The organism is Roseateles sp. L2-2 (genome assembly GCF_050613215.1).
Classification (GTDB): Bacteria; Pseudomonadota; Gammaproteobacteria; order Burkholderiales; family Burkholderiaceae_C; genus Roseateles; species Roseateles noduli.
In genome coordinates this window covers 3,104,558-3,122,651 of sequence record NZ_CP192509.1, presented here as the reverse complement: position 1 = coordinate 3,122,651, position 18,094 = coordinate 3,104,558, and the positions used below count along the sequence as shown (strand labels likewise).

17 protein-coding genes are annotated in these 18,094 nt (G+C 68.4%); 10 read left to right on the top strand and 7 right to left on the bottom strand.

The window, feature by feature from the left end; translation table 11 throughout:
• Window positions 1-74: 74 nt before the first annotated feature.
• Window positions 75-1,265, bottom strand: a complete 1,191-nt coding sequence (locus ACQZ13_RS14025; protein ID WP_431052865.1) for an EAL and HDOD domain-containing protein — start codon at window positions 1,263-1,265, stop codon at window positions 75-77.
• 340 nt (window positions 1,266-1,605) lie between these two features.
• Between ACQZ13_RS14025 and ACQZ13_RS14020 the strand changes: the two genes are divergently transcribed.
• Window positions 1,606-2,265 carry an OmpA family protein gene (locus ACQZ13_RS14020; RefSeq protein WP_431053240.1) on the top strand — a complete coding sequence of 220 codons (660 nt, stop codon included), beginning with the start codon at window positions 1,606-1,608 and terminating at the stop codon, window positions 2,263-2,265.
• A 102-nt stretch (window positions 2,266-2,367) separates the two neighbouring features.
• On the opposite strand, the gene ACQZ13_RS14015 is transcribed toward ACQZ13_RS14020, so the two are convergent.
• On the bottom strand, window positions 2,368-2,571 hold the full coding sequence (locus ACQZ13_RS14015) for a hypothetical protein (RefSeq protein WP_431052863.1): 204 nt from the start codon (window positions 2,569-2,571) through the stop codon (window positions 2,368-2,370).
• A gap of 22 nt (window positions 2,572-2,593) precedes the next feature.
• Window positions 2,594-3,127, bottom strand: coding sequence for a hypothetical protein (locus ACQZ13_RS14010; protein WP_431052861.1), 534 nt, complete (start codon window positions 3,125-3,127; stop codon window positions 2,594-2,596).
• A 273-nt stretch (window positions 3,128-3,400) separates the two neighbouring features.
• Between ACQZ13_RS14010 and ACQZ13_RS14005 the strand changes: the two genes are divergently transcribed.
• From ACQZ13_RS14005 to ACQZ13_RS13985, 5 genes are read left to right on the top strand one after another with little or no spacing between them, the layout of a single operon-like run.
• Window positions 3,401-3,577 (top strand): DUF1328 family protein, encoded by a 177-nt coding sequence (locus tag ACQZ13_RS14005; protein ID WP_088404516.1) that lies wholly within the window; start codon window positions 3,401-3,403, stop codon window positions 3,575-3,577.
• Between the two features lie 45 nt (window positions 3,578-3,622).
• The gene (locus ACQZ13_RS14000; RefSeq protein ID WP_431052858.1) at window positions 3,623-4,159 is read left to right on the top strand and encodes a ferritin-like domain-containing protein; all 537 of its coding nucleotides are present in this window, start codon (window positions 3,623-3,625) and stop codon (window positions 4,157-4,159) included.
• Window positions 4,160-4,163: 4 nt separating this feature from the next.
• Entirely contained in the window at window positions 4,164-5,639 is a 1,476-nt protein-coding gene (locus ACQZ13_RS13995; protein ID WP_431052856.1) for a phospholipase D-like domain-containing protein, read from the top strand.
• Window positions 5,630-7,915: an AsmA family protein gene (locus tag ACQZ13_RS13990; protein ID WP_431052854.1), complete on the top strand. Its 2,286-nt coding sequence runs from the start codon at window positions 5,630-5,632 to the stop codon at window positions 7,913-7,915. Before ACQZ13_RS13995 ends, ACQZ13_RS13990 begins: the two co-directional genes overlap by 10 nt.
• A 29-nt stretch (window positions 7,916-7,944) precedes the next feature.
• Window positions 7,945-8,358 carry a response regulator gene (locus ACQZ13_RS13985; protein WP_088404607.1) on the top strand — a complete coding sequence of 138 codons (414 nt, stop codon included), beginning with the start codon at window positions 7,945-7,947 and terminating at the stop codon, window positions 8,356-8,358.
• A gap of 126 nt (window positions 8,359-8,484) precedes the next feature.
• Here the strand turns inward: ACQZ13_RS13985 and ACQZ13_RS13980 are convergent, their stop codons facing one another.
• Genes ACQZ13_RS13980 through ACQZ13_RS13965 form a run of 4 tightly spaced genes read right to left on the bottom strand, consistent with a single transcriptional unit; the run spans window position 8,485 to window position 13,424 of the window.
• Entirely contained in the window at window positions 8,485-10,104 is a 1,620-nt protein-coding gene (locus ACQZ13_RS13980) for a DHA2 family efflux MFS transporter permease subunit (RefSeq protein WP_431052852.1), read from the bottom strand.
• A complete protein-coding gene (locus ACQZ13_RS13975; protein WP_431052850.1) occupies window positions 10,101-11,348 on the bottom strand; it encodes an efflux RND transporter periplasmic adaptor subunit in 1,248 nt (415 codons plus the stop codon). Before ACQZ13_RS13975 ends, ACQZ13_RS13980 begins: the two co-directional genes overlap by 4 nt.
• Before the next feature lie 52 nt (window positions 11,349-11,400).
• Window positions 11,401-12,864: an efflux transporter outer membrane subunit gene (locus ACQZ13_RS13970; protein ID WP_431052848.1), complete on the bottom strand. Its 1,464-nt coding sequence runs from the start codon at window positions 12,862-12,864 to the stop codon at window positions 11,401-11,403.
• 35 nt (window positions 12,865-12,899) lie between these two features.
• Window positions 12,900-13,424, bottom strand: coding sequence for a MarR family winged helix-turn-helix transcriptional regulator (locus ACQZ13_RS13965; protein WP_088404525.1), 525 nt, complete (start codon window positions 13,422-13,424; stop codon window positions 12,900-12,902).
• A gap of 294 nt (window positions 13,425-13,718) precedes the next feature.
• Here ACQZ13_RS13965 and ACQZ13_RS13960 point away from each other — a divergent pair, with 294 nt between their 5' ends.
• The 4 genes from ACQZ13_RS13960 (at window position 13,719) to ACQZ13_RS13945 (ending at window position 18,049) form a co-directional block, all read left to right on the top strand.
• Window positions 13,719-15,458 carry an ABC transporter transmembrane domain-containing protein gene (locus ACQZ13_RS13960; protein WP_431053238.1) on the top strand — a complete coding sequence of 580 codons (1,740 nt, stop codon included), beginning with the start codon at window positions 13,719-13,721 and terminating at the stop codon, window positions 15,456-15,458.
• Window positions 15,459-15,484: 26 nt separating this feature from the next.
• Window positions 15,485-16,312 carry a thymidylate synthase gene (locus ACQZ13_RS13955; RefSeq protein ID WP_431052846.1) on the top strand — a complete coding sequence of 276 codons (828 nt, stop codon included), beginning with the start codon at window positions 15,485-15,487 and terminating at the stop codon, window positions 16,310-16,312.
• Window positions 16,313-16,332: 20 nt separating this feature from the next.
• Window positions 16,333-16,605, top strand: coding sequence for a hypothetical protein (locus ACQZ13_RS13950; RefSeq protein WP_431052844.1), 273 nt, complete (start codon window positions 16,333-16,335; stop codon window positions 16,603-16,605).
• 526 nt (window positions 16,606-17,131) lie between these two features.
• Window positions 17,132-18,049 carry a helix-turn-helix transcriptional regulator gene (locus ACQZ13_RS13945; RefSeq protein WP_431052842.1) on the top strand — a complete coding sequence of 306 codons (918 nt, stop codon included), beginning with the start codon at window positions 17,132-17,134 and terminating at the stop codon, window positions 18,047-18,049.
• Window positions 18,050-18,094 lie beyond the last annotated feature (45 nt).

The following is an 18,094-nucleotide window of genomic DNA, read 5'->3' as shown; positions in this document are numbered from 1 at the left end:
CGATCCCGTCGTCCTTCCCGGCAAGAGAAAGCCGCCCTCGGGCGGCTTCTTCGTTGGTCCCGGAGGCTCGTGCGTCAGGCGGCGGCTCTATCCACACCGTTGCCCGATCCGGCATTCCCTGCGGTCGCTGCACGAGCCGAGGGCGCCTGGAACTCCGCGGCCGGTCTCGAGAGCAGACGCATGCGCAGCAACTGCTTGCAGAGGATGAAGGAGGCCTCTTCAAATGCGCTGTTCGTTTGCACCCGACCTTCGCTGCGCAGGCGCAGGCGGCCGTCCGCCAGTTCGCCGCGCAGCAGCCGTGCCAGTTCGCGATCGCGGCCGTGCACCGCGGCGATGTTGAACACGGCCAGCCAGGCGGTCAGGACGGCGCGCGGCAGGGAGTCCAGCACGGCGGCGAGAGAGTCCGCCGTCGCCACGTATTGCGGCGCGTGGATGGCCTGCACACGCAGCAGCCTGGCGACCAGCGCGGGATGGCGCCCCGCGAGCAGCGCGAGCGATGACGCCGATACGCCTGAACGCGACAGCAGGAACATCTGCCCGACCACGGCCGCCTCGCACCCGGGGAGGGCCGGCACGGCCAGCGTCGTCGGGCTGGCGATGTCGTAACCCTGGAAATAGTCGGCGCCGGCACGGCGCGCGCGCTGGAGTGCGTCCTCATCCTCGATCTTCTCGGCGATCACGGCCATGCCCAGCTGATGCGCCCGGTGGACCAGCCGGGGCAGTTGATCCGCATCAAGGCCGAGGACATCGATCTTGGCGAACTGGACCCAGGGCGCCAGCTGCCATCGGGGATCGTCCGCGCTGACGATGTCGTCCAGCGCGAAACGGTAGCCGCGCCCGTGAAGATCGCTGATGCGCTGCATCAGCGTCACATCGATCTCGACGGTCTCCAGCAGCTCGATGACGCCGACGTCGGGTGTCAAGGCCTCGGCCACGGGACTCAGCAGGGTGCGACGGTCCATGTTGACCAGCAGGTCGCCGACGGGGTGTTCCGCCGCCGGGGAGTCCGTCAGCACCCCGCCGTCGATCAACGCGTTCGACAGCGCGGCGGCGGTCGCATAGGCGCCCAGCTCCGGGCCGACCGTGTCGTCGCTGGCATTCCAGCGGAACAGGAGTTCGGTGGCGACCACGCGGCCGGACCTGTCGATGATCGGCTGGGTGGCATAGCGGACGCGCGGGCCGAGGTGCTCGTCCTCCCGGCTCTTCGGGACGTCGTTTCCGGCACCGCTGACGGGGGTGCGACCGGGTTCGAGGCAGCGGGACATGGGCACTCCGCGGAGCGGTTGGCAAAGGAGGCTTCATGCTATGAACCCTGCCCGTTACGCTGAATAACAAGTACTTGTCATCCCACCCCTCGGAATAACAGTTATCTGCAGGAGTCCTGACTGTGATGCGGGTCGAATCGGCAGGTGCCGCGCTTGCCCTCGAGCCATCACCGTCGAACGCGCGCCTGAATCGGAACCCCGGTGCGACGCGCGGGCAACTCATCCAGCAGACCTGGAACGGCGGTGCCGCCGCGCGGGATACTGACTCGCGCGGGCAGCGGCACAGCTGCCCGGGTCGTTGGGTTTTCTTACCCGGATCACAAGGAGAAGCAAGATGCAGATGCGACACACCCGACTGGCCGTGGCGGCCCTGGCGGCGGCCGTCCTGGCCGGCTGCGCGAACATGGACGAGCGCCAGCGCGGCACCGCGGGCGGCGCCGCGATCGGCGCCGTCTCCGGCGCGGTCATCAGTTCGGCCACCGGCGGCAAGGCCGGCACCGGCGCGCTGATCGGCGGCGCGCTGGGCGCGGTCGCCGGCAACGTCTGGTCGCGCCACATGGAAGACAAGCGCCGGGCGATGGAGCAGGCCACGCAGGGCACCGGCGTGGAGGTGACCCGCACGGCCGACAACCAGCTCAAGCTGGATGTGCCCAGCGACATCTCGTTCGCGACCAACAGCGCGGCGGTCGAACCGCGACTGCGGCCCGTGCTGGACGCGTTCGCGAACGGCCTGAACAACAACCCGTCGCCGACGGTGGTGCGCGTGGTCGGCCACACCGACAACACCGGCTCCGATGCGATCAACGACCCGCTGTCGCTGCGTCGCGCGGAAAGCGTCCGGGCCTACCTGGCCGACCGCGGCGTCCGTGGCGACCGGATCGAGGCCGCCGGCCGGGGTTCGCGCGAGCCGCTGGTGTCGAACGACACGGCCGAGAGCCGCGCCAAGAACCGCCGCGTCGAGATCTTCCTGCGCGAGCCGCAGCAAGGGTCGGGCGGCTGATCCTCGCTGGAGCGCGCGATGGCGCGCCATCGCGCGGCCATGAAAAAGGCGCTCCTTGCGGAGCGCCTTTTTCGTATCCGGCGGACGGAATGCGTGGGCCTGTCAGGCGGATGGCTTGGCCGGCTCGGGCCCCATGTGCGGGCCGGAGCGATGCAGCGCGCCGCCCTCGCCTTCCCAGGTCGTGACTTCCTCGGGTTTCGAGTGCGAGGTCTTGTGCCGCTGCTCGTGGCGCCGGGCCTGCCATTGCCACAGGGCATAGCCGGCCAGGCTGGAGAGCGCGAGCGGGACGAGGCGTTTCATCAGCATGGTGTCGCTCCTCTTCGATCGCTCAACGGGCCGGCGCGCTGGCCTTGGGCTGGCGCGGCGGCGGGACGTCGGGGCCCGGTCGCATGGTCGCGCTCGGAGGCTCGGCCGGGGCCGACGGGATGCCGGCCGCGGTCGGGTTCTCCTGCACCATGCGGTCGATGCGGGTCAGGATGCCGCCGCTCTTCACGCTGCCGTCGCGGGTACCCTGGCCCATGACCATCATGCGGCAGTCCTCACGATCCTCTTCGGCCACGCGCTGGCAGCGCAGCATCGCGTTGTTGGCGAGATCCTGCGTGCTCGCGGTGCGGAGGTTGCCGCGCTGGGCTTCCTGGCGCGCCGCGCCGGCTTCCTTGAGACAGGCGGAGCGTTGCTGGCCGGTCTTGCCGGCGAGGCAGTTGGCCCGTTCCTGCTCGTAGGTCGCCTGGATGTCGGTCTTGGACGACGCACCGGCCGCGAAGGCCGGCGTGGTCACGATCATGACGGCCGACAGCACCGCCCCGGCAGTGATCCAGGCGGCGGCGGAGGGCGACGTGAAGGTCTTGTTGAGCTTGATCATCTGGGTTCCTTTCCGGCGCTCGGCGCCGAGGTCGGAGACGGGGGGAAGTTGATGGAGCAAGGCTAGGTCGGTCGCCGGCGGCCGTCTGTCGTACCGCGCCGGAGCCGCGTGTAGGACGAGTCCGGCATCCGCGCCAGCCGCCTCCGTGCCCCGCTCCTGCGGCGTCCTGTCCTACACCCGGACGTGGGCCCTGCTGATCCCTTCGCCCCCCCGGCCGCTTCTACAGTGAGCCCAAGCGCCGCGCCGCGGCCGACTGCTCGAAAGGACATCGTCATGTTGAAGTGGGCCCTGATCTTTGCCGTGATCTCGCTGGTGGCGGGCGTCCTCGGCTTCACCGGTCTCGCCGCGGGCGCGGCCGGCATCGCCAAGATCCTGTTCGGGATCTTCGTGGTCATCTTCCTGGTGCTGCTGGTGCTGGGCATCACGGGCTTCAACGCCATCCGGAAGTGACGCTTCCGGTTTCCTGAAGTTTCCTGAACCCAGAGGAGCCAGCCCATGAACGCCCCCGAACACAAGCACCTGAAGCTTGATGAAACGGCCTTGCAACGCGCTCGCCAGCACCTCGACGAAGGCCCGGTCACGCCGAGCTACGGTCCCTGGCGCGAGGACGTGATCCGTCTGCTCAACGACGCGCTCGCGACCGAGTTGGTCTGCGTGCTGCGCTACAAGCGCCACTACTTCACCGCGCACGGCCTGAACTCGCCGCGCATCGCCGAGGAGTTCCTCGAGCACGCGACGCAGGAGGCGGTCCACGCCGACCGCATCGCCGAGCGCATCGTGCAGCTCGGCGGCGATCCGGATTTCAAGCCGGATTCGCTGACCCAGCGCAGCCACGCCGAGTACGACGAATCCAAGGACCTCAAGGCGATGCTGCGATCGAACCTGATCGCCGAGCGCATCGCGGTGGAGGCCTACCGGCAGATGATCCAGCTGATCGGCGACAAGGATCCGACGACGCGCCGCATCCTGGAGGAAGTCCTCGCCGAAGAGGAAGAGCACGCCGACGACCTCGCCGACCTGCTGCGGGACTGAGCCCATGCGCCGACGCGTCGCCGCCCTGCTCTTCGCGCTCGGCGCGAGCGTCGGCCTGGTCGCGTGCGGCACGCCGCGCGCGCCGGTCAACGGCCGGGTGCCGGATCCGCCCTCGACCGCGCCGACCTTGACGCGGGTGGCCGCGCAGGTGGACGTCACCGGATCGCGTGGCCAGATGAACCAGGCCGGCCGCGAGCAGGCGCTGCAGGGGGCGGCCTCGCAAGGCAAGGCGGACCTGCTGAAGCGCCAGATCGCCGCGATGTCCGCCTTCGGCGATGTCGATCTCTACGCGGGCAACGACGCTCAGCTGCTGGTCGACGGTCCGGCGACGTTCGCCGCGATGTTCTCGGCGATCGACAAGGCGCGACGCCAGATCGTCCTGGAGAGCTACATCATCGAAGACGCCGACGTCTCCCGGCAGCTCGCAGACCGGCTGCTGAAGCGGCGCGCCGACGGACTCGAAGTCGCCGTCCTCTACGACGGCGTCGGCTCGATGGGCACGGACGAGACCTACTTCGACCGCCTGCGCCAGGGCGGCATCGCCGTCTGCGCCTTCAATCCGGTCAATCCGCTCAAGCAGCGGACGAAGTACCACAAGATCACGCAACGCGACCATCGCAAGATGCTGGTGGTCGACGGGGAGACCGGTTTCACCGGCGGCATCAACATCAGCGCGGTGTACTCGTCGGGCTCGGGCGGCTTCGGCAGCCGCAGTCCCGCGAAGCCGCCCAGGCCCAAGGCCGCATCCAGCGACGCCGGCGACGGCAAGTCCGGCGACAAGGCGGACGAGAACGGCTGGCGCGACACGATGGTCCAGGTGCGCGGCCCGGCGACGCAGAAGCTGCATACGCTGTTCCGCGAGGTCTGGTCGCAGCAGCACTGCGAGGGCACCGTCGCCGAGATCGCTCCGCCGCCCGGCCCGCCGCCCGGTCAGCAGCTGATGCGGGTGGTCCCGTCCACGCCGCAGGACACGGAGAACCGCATCTACACGCTGCTGCTGGGCAGCATCCGCGCCGCGCAGCGCAGCGTGTACCTGACGATGGCCTACTTCGCGCCCGGCCAGGACATGGTCGACGCGCTGTGCGAGGCCGCGCAGCGCGGCGTCGACGTGCAGCTGATCCTGCCCTCGCGCAGCGACTTCGGCCCGGTGATGCACGCGGGCCGCAGCCATTACGAGCGCATGCTGAAGGCCGGCGTGCGCATCCATGAACTCCAGGACGCGGTGCTGCACGCGAAGACCGCCGTCATCGACGGTGTCGTCTCCACGGTGGGCTCCAGCAACATGGACTGGCGCAGCTTCGTGCACAACAACGAGGTCAACGCGGTCGTGCTGGGCGAGGACTTCGGCGGCGCGATGACGCGCATGTTCGAACGCGACCGGACCGCGTCCAAGACGATCGAGCTGCAGCGCTGGCAGGACCGCGGGCTGTGGCAACGGGGCAAGGAATACTTTTCCAGGATGTTTGAACAATGGTGGTGAACAACGCTCCCTCTTCCGCCCCGGCGCCGGCGCCGGGTCCTCGACGACGAGGCCGACACGGTTGGGCGCTGGGTCTGGGCGTGCTGGTCGTCCTGCTGGCGATCACGGTCGGCGTCTGTGAATGGCTGGGCTGGCCCTTCCTGCGCCGGCCTGCCGAGCAATGGCTGAGCCAGAAGCTCGACCGGCAGGTCCGCTTCGACGGCAACGAGGACAACGCGGCCTGGCAGCTTCGCCTGATCGGCAACCTGCGCCTGCGCACACACAGTCTCACGATCGCGGGTCCGAGCTGGAGCACGCTGGGCGGCCCGATGCTGCAGGCGCAGGACGCGGCGCTGACCTTGCGCTATTCGGACCTGCTGGCCCTGCGCCACGAGGGTCAGGCCTTGCAGGTCAAGGCGCTGCGCGCGGGTGAGCTGAGCATGAAGCTGGAACGCGACGTCGAAGGCCGCGCGAGCTGGCAATTCGGCAAGCAGCCATCCAGCGACACGCAGGTGCGCAAGCGCCCCAACATCGACGGCATCCGTTTCGACCTGCTCGAGGTGAACAAGGGCACGGTGCTGGTGGACGACAAGATCCAGCAGCTGTCGCTGCTGGGCCGGTTCGCGCTGCGCGAGACCTGGACGACGGCGGAGGAAGCCGCATCGGCGGTGCGCTCCGGTCGCGCCGCGTCGAGCGACGTCCGGAGCACGGTGGAACCGCAGCGCGCGCCCACGGCGGCGGCGCGCGTGGCGAGCGCGGCGGCTTCCGGCACCCGGCTGGCCGTGGACTTCGGCGAGCGCGTGGCGGGCAAGCCCAAGGGCGCGTCGGCGCCCGCCGACGATGCCCGCCCTGGCGAAGGCGGCCGCTACGGCGTGACGGCGCAGGCCGAGGGCCATTGGCGCGACCTGCCGATCAAGGCCAGCCTGCAGACCGGCTCCGCCCTGCCGTGGATGTCCTCGGATCCGAACGCACCCGCGGTGCCGGTCACGCTGCGCGGCAACATCGGCAAGGCACAGCTGAGCTTCGACGGCCTGGTCCGCGACCTGCTGGTCAGTCAGGGCCTTTCCGGCCAGTACACGCTGGCGGGCCCGTCGCTCGCCGCGGTCGGCGAGCCGCTCGGCGTCACTTTGCCGACCACGCCCGCCTTCGCGATGAAGGGCAAGCTGACCCGCGACGGCTCGCGCTGGGCCACGGCGGTCAGCCAGGCCACGATCGGCAAGAGCCACCTGAACGGCGAGTTCGTCTACGACAAGAAGGAGAACGGCCTGCCGACGCTGACCGGCGAGTTGCGCGGTCGCGAGCTGTGGCTGGCCGACCTGGGACCGGCGGTCGGTGTGCCGGCGGAGCCCGGCGCGCCCAAGGTGAAGAAGGCGCCGTCGCGCGTCCTGCCGGACAAGCAGTTCGACCTGCCCTCGCTGCGGGCGATGAATGCCGACGTCAACGTGAAGCTGGCCCGTTTTGAATCGGGCACGGCGATCCTGCAGGCGGCCGAGCCGCTGAACGCCCGCATCGTGCTCCAGGACGGCGTGCTGGAACTGCGGGACATCGACGCCCGCGTGGCGCGCGGCCAGGTCGCCGGCAGCATGAAGCTGGACGGCCGCGGCCCGCAGGCGAAGTGGCAGGCACGGCTGCGCGTCGGCGGCGTGCACCTGGAGCAATGGCTGAACCTGGAACGCAAGAACGGCCAGCGCTGGGTGACCGGCCTCATGGGCGGACGCATCGCACTGGACGGCGAAGGCAAGTCGACGGCGGAGCTGCTGGCCAGCGCCGACGGCCGCATGGTGCTGTATTGGACCGACGGCACCATCTCCCACCTGATCGTGGAGGCGGCGGGCATCGACATCGCGCAGGGCCTGGGCATGCTGGTGCGCGGCGACGAGCCGCTGGCGGTCTACTGCGGCGTCGCCGATCTGCGGGTCAAGGACGGCGTGGTGACGCCGCGCCCGATGGTGATCGACACGAAGGACTCCGTGGTGCTGGTGGACGGCGGCATGTCGCTGGCGACGGAGCGGCTGGCGCTGACGGCCAAGGTCGATCCCAAGGACCGGAGTCCGCTGACGCTGCGCACGCCGCTGAACATCCAGGGGACATTGGGCGACCCGCAGCTCAGCCTGCAGAAGGCGCCGCTGCTGCGCAAGCTGGTGCCGGCGGCGGTGCTGGGGGTGGCGGTGGCGCCGCTGGCGGCGATCGTCCCGCTGATCGACCTGGGCGAGGATGCGGATCCGGAGAGCATGAAGGCGCTGTCTGAATGCAACGCGCGGCTGGCGCCGACATCGAAGCGGGGCTCGGGATCGTGATAATGGGCGCCTCGCTCACGCCCATGCCCATGTCCACCGTTCCCGTCACCGCACCGACGCCAGGCACGCTGAACTGTTTCCTGGTGGAGGACAGCCCGCTGATCCGGGAGAACCTCGTCGCGACGCTGCAGGAGATGCTCGACCTCGACGTGGTCGGCATGGCCGAGGACGAAGCCGGCGCCTTGCGCTGGCTGCACGACGAGGCGGTCCCCTGCGACATCCTCATCATCGACCTCTTCCTGAAGCGCGGTTCGGGCATGTCGCTGCTGCCCAAGGCGCGGCTGCTGCAGCCCGAGGCCAAGGTCATCGTGCTGACCAACTACGCCACCGCCGACATGCGCCAGCGCTGCGAGGGCCTGGGCGCCGACAAGGTCTTCGACAAGTCCAGCGAACTGGACGAACTCATCGCGTACTGCCTGGAGCTGGCGTCGTCGAAGGCCTGACCGCGCACACCAACGCGCGGCGCGACCGCATACCGCCCGTCTCACAGCAGAAAGGGGTCCCGCAGGACCCCTTTTCTGTTGCTGGGCGACGACTGTCGCCTCGACGATCGCTTCAACGGCGCGCGATCAATGAGCCCCGCCCGCATCCACCGGCGCGCCCATCTTCGGCGGCCGCTTGGTCAGCCACACGAAGGCGATGAGCACGATGAACAGCACCGCGGACGCCAGGAAGATGTCGTCCGCCGCGCGCGTGAACGCCTGCTGGTCCACCAGCCGGTTGATGTAGGCCAGCGCCTGGTCGTGGCTGAAGCCCTGCCGCTGCAGCGTGTCCAGCGCCGCCGTCTCCGCCGGATCGCCGAGCGAGAGACGCTCCGCCAGGTGATGGTGGTGCAGCGCCGCGCGGTTCTCCCACAGCGTCGTGGAGATCGACGTCCCCATCGCGCCCGCCGTGATCCGCACGAAGTTCGACAACCCGGCCGCCGCGGCGATCCGGTCCGGCGTGATGCCCGACAGGGTCAGCGTCGTCAGCGGAATGAAGAAGAACGCCAGCGCCCCACCCTGCAGGATCGTCGGGATCATGATGGTCCCGAGGTCCGTGTCCGTCGTGAACAGCGAGCGCATCCACAGCACGATCGCGAACATCACGAAGGCGAAGCTCGCCATCATCCGCGGATCCCACACCGAAACCTTCTTCCCCACCACCGGTGAAAGCAGGATGGCCAGCACCCCCACCGGCGCGAGCGCGAAGCCCGCGGCCGTCGCGGTGTAGCCCATGTGCTGCTGCAGCCACAGCGGCAGCAGCACCACGTTGCCGAAGAACAGCCCGTAGGCGATCGACAGCACCGAGGCCCCGAACAGGAAGTTCCGGCGCGCGAAGAGACGCAGGTCCACCACCGGATGGTCGTTGGTCAGCTCCCAGACGATGAACACCGCCAGGCCCACGACTGCGACCACGGCCAGCGCGATGATCTGGTTCGACTCGAACCAGTCCAGCTCCTTGCCCTTGTCCAGCATCACCTGCAGCGAGCCCACCCACAGCACCAGCAGCGACAACCCGACGGTGTCGATCGGCAGCTTCTTGGTCGGCGTCTCGCGGGTGCGGTAGATGCTCCAGGTCAGGCCGGCCGCGAACAGGCCCACCGGCACGTTGATGTAGAAGATCCACGGCCAGGTGACGTTGTCGGTGATCCAGCCGCCCAGCAGCGGCCCGACCACCGGCGCGACCAGCGTCGTCATCCCCCATAACGCGAGCGCCGTGCCCGCCTTGTGCTTGGGATAACTCGACAGCAGCAGCGTCTGCGACAGCGGGATCATCGGCCCCGCCACCAGCCCCTGGAACACGCGGGCGACGACCAGCATCTCCAGCGAGTGCGCGAATCCGCACAGCCAGGACGCGAGCACGAACAGCAGCACGCTGGTCGTGAACAGCCGCACCGCGCCGAAGCGCTGCGTCAGCCAGCCGGTCAGCGGCACCGAGATCGCGTTGGCGACGCCGAAGCTCGTGATGACCCAGGTGCCCTGCACCGGGCTGACGCCCAGGTCGCCGGCGATCGCGGGCAGCGACACGTTCGCGATGGACGAGTCCAGCACGTTCATGAAGGTCGCCAGCGACAGCGAGATGGTGCCCAGCACCAGCGCGGTGCCGGTCAGCGGCGCGGGACCCGCCGGTGGCCCCGCCGGAGCAGGCATCGCGGACGGCCCGGGGGCCGCCGGCGCGCCGGGCGCGGTTGGAGTGGATTCGCTCATTGCACGCGGGAAGTGTTCGCCTTGGCCGCGGCCTTGCCGAGGTTGGTCGCGATGATCTTGTTGACCTGCTCGTCGGCGGCCTTCTCCTGGACGTCGTAGATCGTGGTCTGCAGACGCGGCGCGCTGGCGCCGGTCGCGGCGGCCAGCATCGCGCCGCCCTGCTCACGGATGTCGACCTGCACGTCCATCGACAGTCCCACGCGCAGCGGGTGCTCCTGCACTTCCTTGGGGTCCAGCGCGATGCGCACCGGCACGCGCTGCACGACCTTGATCCAGTTGCCGGTGGCGTTCTGTGCCGGCAGCAGCGCGAAGGCCGCGCCCGTGCCCGCGCCCAGGCCCTGCACCGTGCCGTGGTACTCGGTCTTCTTGCCGTAGACGTCCGCTTCCAGCGTCGCCTTCTGGCCGATGCGCAGCTTGGCCAGCTGGCTTTCCTTGAAGTTGGCGTCGACCCAGACCTGCTGCAGGCCGACCACCGCCATCAGCGGCGCACCGGCCGCGACGCGCTGGCCCAGCTGCACCGAGCGACGCGCGACCCAGCCGTCCACCGGCGCGATCAGCTCGGCGCGCTGCAGCGCCAGGTAGCTTTCGCGCAGTCGCGCGGCGGCGCGCAGCACGTTCGGGTGTTCCTCGACCTTGACGCCGTCGGTCAGCACCTGGTTGGAGGCCAGTTGGTCCTTCGCGGCCTGCAGCGCCGATTGCGCGGCGGCGGCCTGCGCGCGGGCCGAGGTCAGTTGCGACTGCGCGTGTTCCAGCTCTTCCTTGCCGACGGCGCCGGTGGCGACCAGCGGCTGGCGGCGGGCGACGTCGGACTGCAGACGCTCCAGATCGACGCTGACGCGCTTGAGGTCGGCCTCGCGGACCTTGACCTGCGCCTCGAAGCCGCTGTTGTTCGCATACAGCGTGCGGACTTCGCGGACCGTCTGAGCCAGTTGCGCCTGCGCCTGTTCCAGCGCGACGCGGGCGTCGACCGGATCCAGGCTCACCAGCTTCTGGCCGGCCTTCACGAAGTCGGTGTCGTCGGCGTAGACCGCGCGCACCGTGCCGCCGACCAGCGGCGTGATCTGCACGACGTTGGCCTGCACGTAGGCGTTGTCGGTGGACTCGTAGCGGCTGCCGACGATCCATTCGTAGGCGACGTAGCCCAGGCCCGCCACGATGACGACGGCGGCGATGGCGGTCAGGCCCTTCTTGCGGGTGCCGTTCTTGGCGGGAGCTTGCGTGTTGTTCGGGGGCGTTGCGCTCATGGTGTGCTCTTCGGGATTCTTGTGATTCGGGGGCGTCGGCGCTCAGCGGCGCTCAGGGGCGATCGGCGGAAGCGGTCGTCTGCGCGGCGCCTCGGGCGGGCTCGGCGTAACCGCCGCCCAAAGCGCGCATGAGGTTGATCTGCGCGTCGACGGTCAAGGCCTGCAGATCGATCTGGCCGCGCTGCTGCAGCAGCTGGTTCTGCTGCGCGCTCAGCACCGCGATGCGGCCGGTCAAGCCGGCGCGGTGGCGCTGGTCCGCCAGCGTGGCCTGGCCGTCGGCGTTGGCCACCAGCGCGTCCTGCTGCGTACGCTGCTGACGCAGCGATTCGAGCGTCGTGTACTGGTCGCTGGCGTCGCGCACGGCGTCCAGCACCGCGACGTTGTAGCTCGCGATCGCGGCGTCCTGCTCGGCGGCGCTGCCGCGCAGATTGGCGCGCAGCCGGCCGCTGTCGAACAGCGGCAGGTGCAGTGCGGGGCCCGCGCCGTACTGGCGGCTGCCGCTCTTGAACAGCTCATCCAGGCCGATCGAATTCAAGCCGATGAAGGCCGTCAGGCTCACGCTCGGATAGAACTGCGCGCGGGCGACGCGGATGTCCTGCGCGGTCGCCTCGACCCGGGCGCGCGCGGCGGCCAGGTCCGGGCGGCGGCCCAGCAGGTCCAGGTGGGGCGCCTGCTGCCAGTCGAGCGCGACCGGCAGCGCGGCGTCCAGCGACTCGGTCGCCTTCGGGCCCTGGCCGGTCAGCGCGGCGAGCTGGTGGCGCAGCAGCGTCTGCTGCTCGCGCAGCACGACCTGCTGGCGCTGGATGTCGGGCAGCGGCGCCTCGGCGACGCGCAGGTCCTGGCCGTTGTCCAGGCCGGCGGCGCTGCGCTGGCGCACCAGTTCGAAGGACTGGTCGCGCAGCGTCTTCTGCTGCTCCAGCAGACGGCCCTGCGCCTGGCTGCGAGCCAGCGCGACGTAGGCCTTGGCGACCGCGTTGGACACGCTCAGCCGCGCGGCGGCCGCGTCGGCCTCGGCGGCGCGGCGCTGGCCGAGCGCGGCCTGCAGCGCCGCGTCATGCTTGCCGAAGAAGTCGAACTCGTAGCTCAGCCCGGCCTGGATGTTGGCCAGCGTCTGCACGCTGCCGGCCAGCGGCGGCGGGTAGATGCCGTGTTCGGTGATGCGCTGGCGGGTCGCGTCGGCCTCGAGCTCGGCGGCCGGGCGCTTCGCGGCCTCGGCGTTCTCGGTCATGGCGGCGGCGCGGGCGATGCGGGCACGCGCGAGCGCCAGGTTCGGCGAGTTCGCGATCGCCTGGTCGACCAGCGCGTCCAGCTGCGGATCGCGGAAGGTCTTCCACCAGGCGGCGTCGAGCGCGGGACTCTGGCTGTCGTCCAGGCCGAGGCGGGCCGCTTCGGCGCCGTCGATCGGGCGGCCGGGTTCGTCCAGCTTGGGGATGGGCGCGCAGGCGGTCAGCACCATCAGCAGCGCCGCGCCCATGGCCAGGACCAGGGTGGTGCGGTGAAGGAATCGGGAGGTCATCGGGGGGTCCTCAATGTTGTTCTTGTGGAGAGCGTTCATTCGCATTTGTCGACGAGGGTCGACGATTCGGAGGTCAGGCCCGCGTCGCGGATCGCCTGGCCGTTGACGACGATGCGCTGCAGCAGGCCGATCAGCGTGCGGAACTCCTGGTCGGAGAACCCGGCCAGGTGGTCGTTGAACACCTTGGACAGCACGCCCGGGGCGGCTGCCATCGCGTTCACGCCGACCTCGGTCAGCGACACCATCACCACGCGCCGGTCCTCGACCGAGCGCTCGCGGCGCACCAGGTTCTTGGCTTCCAGCCGATCCAGCAGCCGCGTCATCGCGCCGCCGTCCATCGCGAGCTCGCGGGCGAGCGCGGCGCTGGACATCGGGCCGTTGAAGCGCAGGCGCAGCATGGGCGCCCACTGGGCGTGGGTCAGGTCATGCTCGCCGAGCATCTTGTCGGCCTGCAGGACCATGGACTGCTTGATCTGACGCAGCAGCCAGCCGAGGCTAGGCTCCGACGTGAAACTGTCGGCGCTGTAGAAATCGGCGGGCGGGGGCAACTTGGCACTCATGGCGTCGTCCTTCGTGACTTCGGATTTCCGGGACGGAGCTTCCGGAAATGCTTGATGACAATTATTGCTTAGGCAATGATTGCCGTGCCAATCACTGCCTGGGATGGGCTTTCCGTGGATAGGGACATTCCCGCAACACGAGGCCCCTAAACTGAGCTCATGTCCGCCATGTCCCCTACTTCTCCCACCTCGTCCTCCTCGGAGACGGGGTCCCGCCCCGAGTCGGCTCCCTCATCGGGCGGACAGGCAAACGCCGTGCGCACGCCGCCCAAGGCTTCGCCCCCCTTGCGGGCGATGGCGCCGGCGCTGTGGCCCTTCCTGCGGCCCTACCGGGGACGGATCGCCGCGGCGATCGTCTTCCTGATCCTGGCGGCCGCGGCGACGCTGGTCTTCCCGCTCGCGCTGCGGCAGCTGATCGACCAGGGCCTGGTGTCCGCCGATCCGGGCGACCGGCTGATGGCGCTGCGCGAGCACTTCGTCTGGCTGTTCGCCACCGGTGCGGCGTTGGGCGTGTTCTCGGCGCTGCGCTTCTATGCGGTGACCTGGCTGGGCGAGCGCGTCAGCGCCGACCTGCGCACGGCGGTCTACAGCCACGTGCTGCGGCAGAGCCCTGAATTCTTCGAGACCACCCAGACCGGCGAGGTCATCAGCCGCATCACGACGGACACGACGGTGATCCAGAGCATCGTCGGCTCCAGCCTGTCGATGGGGCTGCGCAACGTGATCATGGGCCTGGGCGCGGTGGCGTTGCTGATCGCCAGCAACCCCTGGGTGATGACGCAGGTGCTGGGCATCCTGGTGCTGGTGGTGGCGCCGGCGATGTTCTTCGGCAGACGCGTCAGACGACTGTCCCGGTCGAGCCAGGACCGCATCGCCGACACCAGCGCGATCGCTGCGGAGATGCTGAATGCGATCACGGTGGTGCAATCGCACGCGCAGGAAGCGCGCGAGGCGGTGCGCTTCGACGTCGCCAGCGAGGCCGCGTTCGACACGGCGCGCAAGCGGACCAAGGTGCGGTCGTTCCTGGTGGCGTTCATCATCACGGCGACCTTCGGCGCGCTGCTGTGGGGGCTGTACCAAGGGACGCAGGCGGTGATGGCGGGCAAGATCTCCGCCGGTCACCTGGGGCAGACGGTGGTCTACGTGATCCTGCTGGTGTCGTCGGTGGCGGTGCTGGCGGAAGTCTGGGGCGACCTGCTGCGCGCGGCGGGCGCGATGGAGCGACTGATGGAGCTGCTCGCGGCGCAATCGCCGGTGGCGGATCCGGCGGCGCCGGTCGCCCTGCCCGCCTCCACCGGGCCGGCACGCGTGAGCTTCGAGCAGGTGCGATTCCACTATCCCTCGCGCCCGGACCGCGCTGCGCTGGAGGACTTCACCCTGCGCATCGAGCCCGGCGAGACCGTCGCACTGGTCGGCCCGAGCGGCGCCGGCAAGAGCACGGTGCTGCAGCTGCTGCAGCGCTTCTTCGACGTGCAGGGCGGCAAGCTGCAGCTGGACGGCGTCGCGGTGGACCGCGTGAAGCTCGCGGAGCTGCGAAGCCGCATGGCGCTGGTGCCGCAGCAGAGCGTGATCTTCTCGGCCAGCGCGCTGGACAACATCCGCTACGGGCGTCCGGAGGCGAGCCGTGAGGACGTCATCGCCGCCGCCAAGGCCGCACATGCGGACGAGTTCATCCGTCAGTTGCCGGACGGCTACGACAGCTTCCTCGGCGAGCGCGGCGTGCGCCTGTCCGGCGGTCAACGTCAGCGGATCGCGATTGCGCGGGCGATGCTGCAGGACGCGCCGTTGCTGCTGCTCGACGAAGCCACGAGCGCGCTCGACGCCGAGAGCGAACGGCTGGTCCAGCAAGCCTTGGATGAAGCGATGCGGGACCGGACGACGCTGGTCATCGCGCACCGGTTGTCGACGGTGCAACGCGCTGATCGCATCGTCGTGATGGATCAAGGTCGCATCGTCGAGCAAGGCACGCATGCCGAGCTCGTGGCGCGCGGCGGGCTGTACGCGCGCCTGGCCGCCCTGCAATTCAATGCGTAAGTCCTGGCCCCTCTAAAATCTTCCCCATGACCGCCGACATCACTTCCTCGCGCCCGGTGCGCAGCCAGTTCGAAGACTTCATGCGCCACGTGTACGAGCACGGGGTGGCCAAGGGTGACCGAACCGGCACGGGCACGCGCAGCGTCTTCGGCCACCAGATGCGCTTCGACCTGAGCGAGGGTTTCCCGCTGGTGACGACGAAGAAGGTGCACCTGAAGTCGATCATTCTTGAGCTGCTGTGGTTCCTGCGCGGCGACTCGAACGTCAAGTGGCTGCAGGAGCGCGGCTGCACGATCTGGGACGAGTGGGCGCGGGAGGACGGCGACCTGGGTCCGGTCTACGGCGTGCAGTGGCGCAGTTGGCCGAAGGCCGGCGGCGGTCACGTGGACCAGATCGCGGAGGTGGTGAAGCAGTTGAAGACCAACCCGGACTCGCGGCGGATCATCGTCTCGGCGTGGAACGTGGCGGAGCTGGACCAGATGGCGCTGATGCCCTGTCACGCGTTCTTCCAGTTCTACGTGGCGGACGGGAAGCTGTCGTGCCAGCTGTACCAGCGCAGCGCGGACATCTTCCTGGGGGTGCCGTTCAACATCGCGAGCTACGCGCTGCTGACGCAGATGCTGGCGCAGCAATGCGGGCTGGGGTTGGGGGACTTCATCTGGACGGGCGGGGATTGCCACATCTACTCGAATCACTTCGAGCAGGTGGAGACGCAGCTCTCGCGCACGCCCTTCGCGTATCCGACGATGCACATCAAGCGCAAGCCGGAGTCGATCTTCGATTACCAGTTCGAAGACTTCGAGCTGCAGGACTACCAGCACCACGCGGCGATCAAGGCGCCGGTGGCGGTGTGAGCAGCGGGAGCTGAACTCACATGGTGCTCAAGCCGGAGGATCTCACTGAAGAGGAGATGCTCGCGGCGGAGGCGCGATTTCCGGAGCTGGCCGCGAAGGCTGGGCGGAAGGCCTACGAGCGGGCGTTGGCGGAGATGGGCTCGGTCGTGGTGGCGAGCGGTGATTGGCTCGTCAGGCGGTTTGCGGATGGCAGCGAGACGCTCATTAAACGACTTCCGCCGGATCTGAAAGTGAAACGCGGTGTTGCCTTGACCAGGAACGCTTCCTCGTTTCTTCATCAATCCAGAGGATGAAACGATTCGGCCCCTGATGCCGCTTCATTCGGTGGATTCAGACTTGGGAGTCACGAACAACCCGAAAGCGATGTCACATTGGCTGACCATCCGGACCGGACGCGAGCATCGCGTCCACGCTCGACATCGCCGCCGACCACGGATCGACCTTTTCGGCATCCAGGACCGTCAACTACGACCGTCTGTCGAAGCAAAAGACTACTGCCACCGTCACCGGGCGCTCTGTGTCACTCGCGGGGTTGAACTCCACCGATATCCAGCGAGGTGCATCGGCCTCATATTGCCTGGACAGTTCTGACCTTCAACAGAGCGATGACGGAATGGCGCTCAGCGGCAATCCACTGTCGGAGCGGCTCCAGGGACTTTACCTTCCGGCGATTGAATAGGGAGGAGTCGCGCCAAGTGTGAAGTCTCAATGGCTGTGTCGATCAGCTGCAGCAGGAGGAGGAGTGAGACTGTGTCTAAGGTCATCTTCGAGCGTTTCGGAAAGATCGTCCGACTACTTCAGTCCAGGCCATCGGTCCCGATGAAGGACTTCATCCGTGAATTGGAGGTCTCTCAGGCTTCAGTCAAACGTGACCTTGATTTTCTGCGCGACCGAATGGGTTGCCCGCTTGCCTGGAACGCAAAGAAGCGCGGCTACGTTATCAACGACACGGAGGGCAATCGATTCCAGTTGCCTGGAGTCTGGTTCGAAGCTTCCGAGGTCTTTGCTCTTCTGACCATGCTGCATCTTGTCGAAGGCGTGCAGCCGGGCTTGCTCGCTGAACATGTCGGCCCGCTCAAGACACGACTGAAGTCGATGTTGTCCGAGGGAACGACGTCGCGGCGTTCTATCGAATCCAAAGTGCGACTCATCCACTTTGCCCCGCGAAAGGTGCAAGCCAGCCATTTCCGGGAGGTCGCGAGCGCGCTTCTGGACGGGAAAAAGCTCCATCTCAGGTATTGGAATCGCGACCGCAACGACTCCACCGAACGAACCATCTCCCCTCAGAAGCTGGTGCATTACCGCGAGAACTGGCTTCTCGACGCTTGGTGCCACCAGCGTGAGGCGCTTCGCTCATTTGCGCTGGAGTCGATCCAGTCCGTGCAGGCGCTCGAAGAAGAGGCCGTTTCTGTCAGCCCGGAGGTTATGGAAGAGCACTTCCGTGCAGGCTACGGAATCTTCGCCGGCCCTGTTTTGCACAAGGCTAAGTTGAAGTTCACGCGTCAGCGCGCTCAATGGATCAGCCAGGAAACTTGGCACCACAGTCAAACAACCTCGACCGAATCAGACGGCTCTTTCATCCTCGAAGTGCCTTACTCAAACGACCAGGAGCTGCTGATGGACATCATGCGCCATAGCCCCGAGGTAGAGGTCCTGGCTCCCGCCGAGCTGAGATGCAAGCTGCATGAAGCCTTGTGCGCCGCAGCAGCAAAAAACCTACCCGCAGCGGGCCAGTAGGTCACTCTTTGAACCACTGCACTTCCAACAATGCGGCTCACGCTT

Excerpts from the sequence above, each read along its gene's own strand:
- ACQZ13_RS13945 (WP_431052842.1), top strand. The coding sequence starts at position 17,132 with ATGAAGGACTTCATCCGTGAATTGGAGGTCTCTCAGGCTTCAGTCAAA.
- ACQZ13_RS13990 (WP_431052854.1), top strand. The coding sequence starts at position 5,630 with ATGGTGGTGAACAACGCTCCCTCTTCCGCCCCGGCGCCGGCGCCGGGT.
- ACQZ13_RS13975 (WP_431052850.1), bottom strand. The coding sequence starts at position 11,348 with ATGAGCGCAACGCCCCCGAACAACACGCAAGCTCCCGCCAAGAACGGC.
- ACQZ13_RS13965 (WP_088404525.1), bottom strand. The coding sequence starts at position 13,424 with ATGAGTGCCAAGTTGCCCCCGCCCGCCGATTTCTACAGCGCCGACAGT.
- ACQZ13_RS13985 (WP_088404607.1), top strand. The coding sequence starts at position 7,945 with ATGTCCACCGTTCCCGTCACCGCACCGACGCCAGGCACGCTGAACTGT.
- ACQZ13_RS14005 (WP_088404516.1), top strand. The coding sequence starts at position 3,401 with ATGTTGAAGTGGGCCCTGATCTTTGCCGTGATCTCGCTGGTGGCGGGC.
- ACQZ13_RS13995 (WP_431052856.1), top strand. The coding sequence starts at position 4,164 with ATGCGCCGACGCGTCGCCGCCCTGCTCTTCGCGCTCGGCGCGAGCGTC.
- ACQZ13_RS13950 (WP_431052844.1), top strand. The coding sequence starts at position 16,333 with ATGGTGCTCAAGCCGGAGGATCTCACTGAAGAGGAGATGCTCGCGGCG.
- ACQZ13_RS13960 (WP_431053238.1), top strand. The coding sequence starts at position 13,719 with ATGGCGCCGGCGCTGTGGCCCTTCCTGCGGCCCTACCGGGGACGGATC.
- ACQZ13_RS14010 (WP_431052861.1), bottom strand. The coding sequence starts at position 3,127 with ATGATCAAGCTCAACAAGACCTTCACGTCGCCCTCCGCCGCCGCCTGG.
- ACQZ13_RS14020 (WP_431053240.1), top strand. The coding sequence starts at position 1,606 with ATGCGACACACCCGACTGGCCGTGGCGGCCCTGGCGGCGGCCGTCCTG.
- ACQZ13_RS14000 (WP_431052858.1), top strand. The coding sequence starts at position 3,623 with ATGAACGCCCCCGAACACAAGCACCTGAAGCTTGATGAAACGGCCTTG.
- ACQZ13_RS14025 (WP_431052865.1), bottom strand. The coding sequence starts at position 1,265 with ATGTCCCGCTGCCTCGAACCCGGTCGCACCCCCGTCAGCGGTGCCGGA.
- ACQZ13_RS13980 (WP_431052852.1), bottom strand. The coding sequence starts at position 10,104 with ATGAGCGAATCCACTCCAACCGCGCCCGGCGCGCCGGCGGCCCCCGGG.
- ACQZ13_RS13955 (WP_431052846.1), top strand. The coding sequence starts at position 15,485 with ATGACCGCCGACATCACTTCCTCGCGCCCGGTGCGCAGCCAGTTCGAA.
- ACQZ13_RS14015 (WP_431052863.1), bottom strand. The coding sequence starts at position 2,571 with ATGCTGATGAAACGCCTCGTCCCGCTCGCGCTCTCCAGCCTGGCCGGC.
- ACQZ13_RS13970 (WP_431052848.1), bottom strand. The coding sequence starts at position 12,864 with ATGACCTCCCGATTCCTTCACCGCACCACCCTGGTCCTGGCCATGGGC.